The organism is Pseudobacteroides sp., from assembly GCF_036567765.1.
In the GTDB taxonomy this organism is placed as follows: Bacteria; Bacillota; Clostridia; order Acetivibrionales; family DSM-2933; genus Pseudobacteroides.
Window position 1 is genome coordinate 81,096 of the sequence record NZ_DATCTU010000008.1, and the last position, 7,167, is coordinate 88,262.

Genomic DNA, 7,167 nt, shown 5'->3' on the forward strand with positions numbered 1-7,167 from the left:
CCCTTAAAAAAATATTGCCGTAAAGAATATCAGTATTGCAAATGCCAGTCCACATACAACAATCAAAAACTTGGCAACAAATCTTTTGTTAAAGTTTCCAAGAAGCATCAGCACATTTTTAATATCAATCATTGGACCCAATACCAGGAAACCCATTACTGAACCCATGGAAAACTGGTTGGCAAAGCTCCTGGCTATAAAGGCATCCGATGATGAACACACCGAAAGTATGACAGCGGCTGCCATCATGATTACAAGTGAAACTACCCCTGAATTCCCTACTTCAAGAAGCAGGTCTTTAGGAATTGCAACCTGAAAGATGCTGGTGAGTAATGCTCCAATTACCAAGAACCTTCCGACATCAAAGAACTCTTCCCCAGCATGCTTAAATATAGCAGAGATTTTTTCTGCTGCTCCTCCCTTATTTCCTACGCTGCTACAGTAAGTGCAGCTGCACAATAAGCTGTTCCCACCAGTCAGCAGTTTTTTTTCGTTTCCAGGAAAGAATAGGAATGTTAGTCCTGAAGCTACCGCAATGGCTACTCCTAGATAAATCCTATAAAATGCAATATGGGGCTGCCCCGGAAAAGCATACAGGGTTGAGGCAATCACAATGGGATTTACTATGGGTGCCGCCAGCATGAAAGTAACAGCTGCATAAAGCGGAACACCTTTTTTAACAAGCCGTGTCGCTACAGGCACAATTGCACAGTCACATACTGGAAAGAACAGGCCCCCCAGTATAGCAGCCAAAAAGGATGCCGCCTTGCTTTTTGGAAAATACTTTATTACCATTTCCCTGGATACAAACACCTGTATAATGGAAGATACCAGCACCCCAAGGATCAAAAAAGGAAATGCCTGCATAAGTATGCTGATAAATATTGTATTTATAACCTGAAGCCATGATAGATCCATTTTGGCACTTCCAAAATCCGAAACTGTAAAAACAGTCATCAGGAAGTATCCTACGACAAGTATAAAGGATACTGCCAAAAGTACATCTGAAGGCTTCTTCAAAAAACTTCCCTTGGTTTCCTCTGCACTGTTATCCTTAAGGTATTCTCCATAGTCTTCAGGCAATTCAATCCTTAGTATCTCCGCCTGTTTGTTCAGTGCTTTTATTGTTTTTTCAATATTACCCAGTCTGTCGGCCATAGCCTTGTCTGCATAATTTAATATAACAGTGTCGCTGTTTGCAGCCTGTTCAACAAGTGTATTTCCGGTTATATTCATAAGCATGTCAAAAGTTCTGCAGTCAACTACATTCACTATGTTGCTTATTTCACAATTTTTACGGACACCTCGTTCATCTAGTACCCCCAGCAGCTCTTCAAGACTTGACATGCCATTTTGTTCGATGATGATCCTATGGGGGAGATGCTTTTTGTAAGCTTCTTTTATGATGCTTGCTTCTAGAGGTTCGTCTTTTGTGAGCCTTTTTATATAAACATTTTCCCTTGAACAACTTTCTTCATCAATATCTTCTTCCCCCGATTCGCAAAGGATTATGACAATCCTTTCTTTGGAATAAACTCGGCTGTCCAATACCTGCTTTATCAGTGATGTTTTTCCCGAACTTAGAAATCCTGTGTATAAATCTACTTGAGTTTTCACCTTAACAACCCCTTTTTCGTTTGCAAGAGAACATTCCTCATCTTATATGGTTGCCAATGATTTTTAAGAGTTTTGTCCCCTAGCCTTGAAACAGTTTACGAAGCTCCTCCTTTTGAAGATCTCTTCCTATAATGCAAATCCGTCCTGTATAGTCAGGATTTGTACTCTTTATCTGTACCTCGCCCGGAACATAATCAAATTGTATCCACTTATCCTGGCTAACCTGCAGTATGCCTTTGCCCCTTAACACCATTCCAAAGTTTTTATCGCTACCAAGTTGATTTACCAGTACTTTTAAACGTTCCTCCTCAAACACTTTTGGTGTTTCAGTACCCCATACATCAAAAACTTCATCTGCCCTATGATTATGGCTTTCTCCACTGCTGCATCCACAATTCTCGTGATGATGGGTATGGCTATGCTGGTGCCCACATTTACATTTACTGCTGTGGTGATGTCTTTTTAATACCACCCTTGGAATGGTCATCTGATTCTCAAGCATGACACTCGCATCCTGCTCGGCAATGGCTGTGATTTGATCAGCCTTGAGAGCTTCCCATAGTGTAGTAACAATATTGGCCTTGCTATTAAGTTTACGAATTGAGCTTACAATTGACTCCATCTTTTTGTTGTCTGCATGCTGAGTCCTGCTCATAATAATGGTTTTTGCATGTTTGATCTGGTTCTCAAAAAATTCTCCGAAATTGGAAATATAAATCTGATACTTTAATACGTCTACAACTGTTATAATCATGTTTATTCTCAGTGTATTATTCAGTTTTGGTATGTTACATGCTTTTATGACATCAGAAAGCTTGCCGACTCCGGATGGCTCTATAATGATCCGGTCTGGCTTGTATTTTGATATAACCTCCTCAACCGACTTGCTAAAGTCCCCAACAAGGGTACAGCATATACAGCCAGAGTTGATTTCTTTAATCTCTATTCCTGAATTTTTTAATATAGAGCCGTCAATCCCTATTTCTCCAAACTCATTCTCAATAATAACCAGTTTTTCACTGTGCAATTTTTCTTCAATAAGCTTTTTAATCAGGGTTGTTTTTCCTGCACCTAAAAATCCTGAAATAATATCAACCTTTACTGCCATTAACATCCTCTCCTATTCCTTAGTCTTGCACACAGGACAGTAACCGTAGCTTTCAAGCCTGTGTGATGTGACTTGAAAGCTGGTTTCCTGCTCTAGAGATTTCTCATAAACCTCAAAGGGGCAGTTGTCTACATCCATTATTTTTTTACAGCGTATACACACAAGGTAATGCTTATGCTCCATACGGTTGAGCTCAAACACCGCCTTATTGTCTTCTGTAATACTTGATTTCAAGACCATACCCTTGTCTACAAAAATATCAAGTATTCTATACACTGTTGATAAACTTATAGTCGTATCAATTTCCTTTGCTTTAAAGAATACCCGGTCAGCAGTTAGGGGTAAACTTTCTTCCTTCAATATATCAAAAATCATATTTTTTTGCCTTGTGTTCTTAATGCCATGATTGCTGAAAAATTCCTTGTTGTTTAATTGTTCCATCATATTTCTCATCCCTTTGGTTATATACTTAATAAAATTCTAATAACAACTCAAGCAAGGTTAAGCTTTTTAATTAAGAAGAATACTGCAAAGCAAAGTGCGTTAAGCATAACAATGGTTGCTCCTGTAGGGAAGTTCATTATAAAGGATATGAACACTCCCAAAATAACACAGGATACCGATACAGCAGATGAAACAAGGATGGTGCTTTTAAATCCTTTGGCCACTTGTAGTGCTGTCACTGTAGGGAATATAATCAGGCTTGATATAAGCATGGTTCCTACAACACGGATGCCGAGTACTATTGTTATTGAGGTAAGCACCGAAATTAAATAATTCATAGTCCTTGTGTTTAAGCCTATAACCTTTGCAAATTCTTCGTCATAAGTTATAGCAAACAAATTGTTGTAAAAGAAGAAAATCATAAAGATGACAACTACCGATAGAATAACCGACAGTATAACATCTATATTGCTTATTACCAGTATACTCCCAAATAAGTAGCTGAACAAATCTACATTAAATCCCCTGGCCACACTGGAAACCAGAACACCGACTGCCAACGCAAATGTGGACACAAGCCCTATAGCTGCATCCCCATGCAGGTCCGCCTTTTCATTGAGCTTTAAAATAAGTAAAGATGAAAGTATTACAATAGGTATAGACACAAGGAGCGGTGATGCTGCAAGCAGTAAAGCTATGGCAATAGTTGCAAAGCTTACATGTGCCAGGCCGTCACCAATCATGGAATACTTTTTTAACACCAAGAATATCCCTAGAAATGAGCAGCAGACAGCAATTAGCGAACCAACCAGCAACGCTTTCAGCATAAAATCATATTGTACTGCTTCAATTATCAATGAAATCACATTTTCCATCTGCATGCCTCCAACAAAAATGGTGCTGTGCAAAAAAGCCAAAATATTCTGTCATCTCTTTGGATTTGCAGAACTCCGCATAGCTTCCGTAGAATACCATTCTCCTGTCCAGATAAAGCATTTTTCTAGTATACTTCCCAATAGAACCAACATCATGTGACACTAGCAAAACCGTTACTCCATCATCTTTATTCAAACTGCTGATCATCTCATAGAATTCTTCTCTGATTTTCGGGTCAAGTGCACTGGTAGGCTCGTCAAGGATCAACATTTGAGGTGAGCTCACCATTGCCCTGGCCAACAGCACCCTCTGCTGCTGACCTCCGGACAAGTCTCCTATTTTTTTGTCCTTTAAATCTGATATCTTAAGTTTTTCGAGAATAATATCAATCTTTTCAATATCCTTTTTTGTAATAACTTTGGGCATTTTTTTGTTTCCGAGCAGACCTATTGATACAATTTCTTTTACTTTGGCGGGAAACAGCCTATCATTCATAACAGCTTTTTGGGGAAGGTAGCCGATAAAGCTCCTCCCGTTAGCATTATCTCCAAATTGTATCTTGCCCTCTGAGGGTAGAAGTAGTCCGAGCAGACCCTTCATTAAAGTTGTCTTACCGGAACCGTTAGGCCCAACAATCCCTATATAGTCTCCTGCCTCCACCTCAAAGCTTATGCTGCTTAGCACTTCGTTCCTGCCATACTTCATCGTAAGGTTTTGTACAGAAAGTATATTATTCATTGTATCCCAGCCCTTGCTTCAGTTTTTCGAGATTCTCTTCCATAATACTGATATAGGTTACCCCCGAGCTTAACTCTTCATTAGTTACGTTATGAACACCATGCAACAGCAGCATTTTAGCTCCTGTCTGGTCTGAAATCACTTTTGCTACTTTGGGGTTTACCAGCTCTTCATAATATATAACCTTTACCCCTGAATCCTTTATATTTTTTATAAGCTCTGCAATTCTTTGTGGTGTAGGTTCTGCATCAGGAGCAAAGCCGCTGTAGGGAGAAATATGCTCTAGGCCATAACGCTTCGCAAAGTACCCGAAAGCAAAGTGACCTCCATACATGATTTTCTTATACTTGGTCTTCTTAAAAGCTTCGGCGAATTTGCCATCAAGCTCCTGGAGCTTCTTTTTATAGCTTTCACCACTTTCCTTATAGAAACTTTCGTTCTTCGTATCAGCCTTTGAAAGCCCTTCTACAATATTGTCCACCATCTTCTGGGCATACACAGGATCAAGCCATATGTGAGGATCTTTTCCTCCGTGATAGTGATGCTCTCCTTCGGGTTTTTGAGCTTCAGGCTCTATGTCTTTGCCTTCCAAGTCCTTGAAGAAATGCTCTTTGTCTTCAAATTCAGAGGGTACATGCTGTGTAAAGAATATATAGCTGCCATCCTTTTCAATTTTAATGCTGAATGCTGATATATCCTTAGAGGAATCAAATTCAAGTTGGTACAAAGTATCGGCAGGTACCAGTATTTCTCCAGGTTTCTTAGCCGTAGTAGCTCCCTTAAACAGCTCCTCTGCCCTTTCGTGTATAGTTTCAATGCCTTCTTTTCCACTCTTAGCGGCATTTAAGATAACCATTTTCATTTCAGGGTCGGCATATTTGCCATCCACCTTGGCAAAGCTCCACTTGTATTGACCGGCTTTGAGGTTAAAGGCACCCGCCCATTCAAATGGATGCTCGCCTTCACCCTCTTCATGTTCTTCATGATGCTTTTCTTCGTCCAGCAACTCAATGCCTTTGCTTGTATCAACAACAACAAGCTTGTTATCCTTTGTGCTTTCAATCACCTTATGTACCCAAGGCTCCATGTTCTCGCCTGTATAAATAAATGCATTTGATTTTTTTATATTGACTATATTCTGCGGAGACGGCTCGTAAGAGTGCGACTCCACACCAGGAGGCAGTAACAGAGTAACATCAGCCTTGTCTTTGGCAATCTCCCTTACGAAATCATACTGGGGAAACAGCGTTGTAATAACCTTCAGCTTTCCTGTATCGGAAGACTTGCCTGCAGGCAGACTGCACCCTGAAATAAACGCAAGAAATGAGACAGTAACCAGCATAGAAATCAGAACCTTTAAGTTTTTCACGGAATACCCTCCTCGTACTTTTCTCTTAAAATTTATATGCTTGACTTTTTATGCAAATGCATATTATTTGCATTTAAAAATATTTAAAAAGATACTCTTAACATCCCTGCCAAGAGTTCTGTTGTGTACATCACGCTTTTGCAAATAATTCGCATTTGCATTTATTGTACAGCAATTATATTTTAAAATCAATACTTCATTTATATGGCCTGATGAGAGCATAGCTGCTCTGTACTGAAAAGTAAAGTTTAAAAGTGGCTTAAATCAACGTCTTTGAGTTTTTAGAAATTTCTTAATTATAGAAGAATTCGTTATTCCAAACTAAACTTAAAAGCATTGATATGTTAGAGAATTAACTTGACTAGACAGTATATGAATAGGGTATGGGAAATACCTCTCCTGGCAACAATCAAACGTAAAAAGGAGAGGAAAACTATGAGAGTAGAGTAATACCATTCTTTGAGAGTCACATGATACCTGTTATGAGAATACTTACCGATAGAGGTACAGAGTATTGCGGAGCTCCAGAGAAACACTTGTGTGAATTATTCTTACAAATGAATGATATAGAGCACACAATGACTAAGGCAAAAAGCCCACAAACCAATGGTATATGTGAGAGATTCAATCAGACCATATTAAACGAGTTTTACAAGATAGCATTTAGGAAAACAATATATAAATCAGTAGAACAATTACAAGAAGATCTAGACTTTTTTATGCTACAATATAATGAGGAACGCACCCACCAAGGTAAGAGGTGTAAAGGAAAAACTCCAATGCAGACTTTTTGGGACAGTCTTCAATTAACCCGTGAAAAGCTACTCAATGATACTGCTAGTTAATTTTGTGGGGTCTAGCACGTCTGGCAATGAAGACGAGCCCTCAGGGCGGTGGGGGTGGTTTAAAAGAATATCAAGTTTGGTACCAACTTAGATATAAATGAAACCCCCGATCAAGGATCAGGGGATAACTCTAAAATTTAATATTTCCCAGGAGAGTGTAAACTGAAGTA

General features: G+C 39.2%; 6 protein-coding genes and 1 pseudogene. 1 reads left to right on the top strand and 6 read right to left on the bottom strand.

Features of this window, described 5'->3' with window-relative positions:
* Positions 1-3: 3 nt before the first annotated feature.
* The 6 genes from VIO64_RS02930 to VIO64_RS02955 all read right to left on the bottom strand — a co-directional run bounded on the left by VIO64_RS02930 (position 4) and on the right by VIO64_RS02955 (position 6,152).
* A complete protein-coding gene (locus VIO64_RS02930; RefSeq protein WP_331914977.1) occupies positions 4-1,617 on the bottom strand; it encodes a permease in 1,614 nt (537 codons plus the stop codon).
* A 79-nt stretch (positions 1,618-1,696) separates the two neighbouring features.
* Positions 1,697-2,725, bottom strand: coding sequence for a GTP-binding protein (locus tag VIO64_RS02935; protein ID WP_331914979.1), 1,029 nt, complete (start codon positions 2,723-2,725; stop codon positions 1,697-1,699).
* 12 nt (positions 2,726-2,737) lie between these two features.
* On the bottom strand, positions 2,738-3,169 hold the full coding sequence (locus VIO64_RS02940) for a transcriptional repressor (RefSeq protein ID WP_331914981.1): 432 nt from the start codon (positions 3,167-3,169) through the stop codon (positions 2,738-2,740).
* A gap of 47 nt (positions 3,170-3,216) precedes the next feature.
* A complete protein-coding gene (locus VIO64_RS02945) occupies positions 3,217-4,044 on the bottom strand; it encodes a metal ABC transporter permease (protein WP_331914983.1) in 828 nt (275 codons plus the stop codon).
* Positions 4,016-4,783, bottom strand: coding sequence for a metal ABC transporter ATP-binding protein (locus VIO64_RS02950; RefSeq protein ID WP_331914985.1), 768 nt, complete (start codon positions 4,781-4,783; stop codon positions 4,016-4,018). Before VIO64_RS02950 ends, VIO64_RS02945 begins: the two co-directional genes overlap by 29 nt.
* The gene (locus VIO64_RS02955) at positions 4,776-6,152 is read right to left on the bottom strand and encodes a metal ABC transporter solute-binding protein, Zn/Mn family (protein WP_331914987.1); all 1,377 of its coding nucleotides are present in this window, start codon (positions 6,150-6,152) and stop codon (positions 4,776-4,778) included. Before VIO64_RS02955 ends, VIO64_RS02950 begins: the two co-directional genes overlap by 8 nt.
* Before the next feature lie 443 nt (positions 6,153-6,595).
* On the opposite strand from VIO64_RS02955, the pseudogene VIO64_RS02960 reads away from it, so the two are divergent.
* Positions 6,596-6,997: pseudogene (locus tag VIO64_RS02960) on the top strand (integrase core domain-containing protein); the annotation flags it as partial.
* Positions 6,998-7,167: the final 170 nt, after the last annotated feature.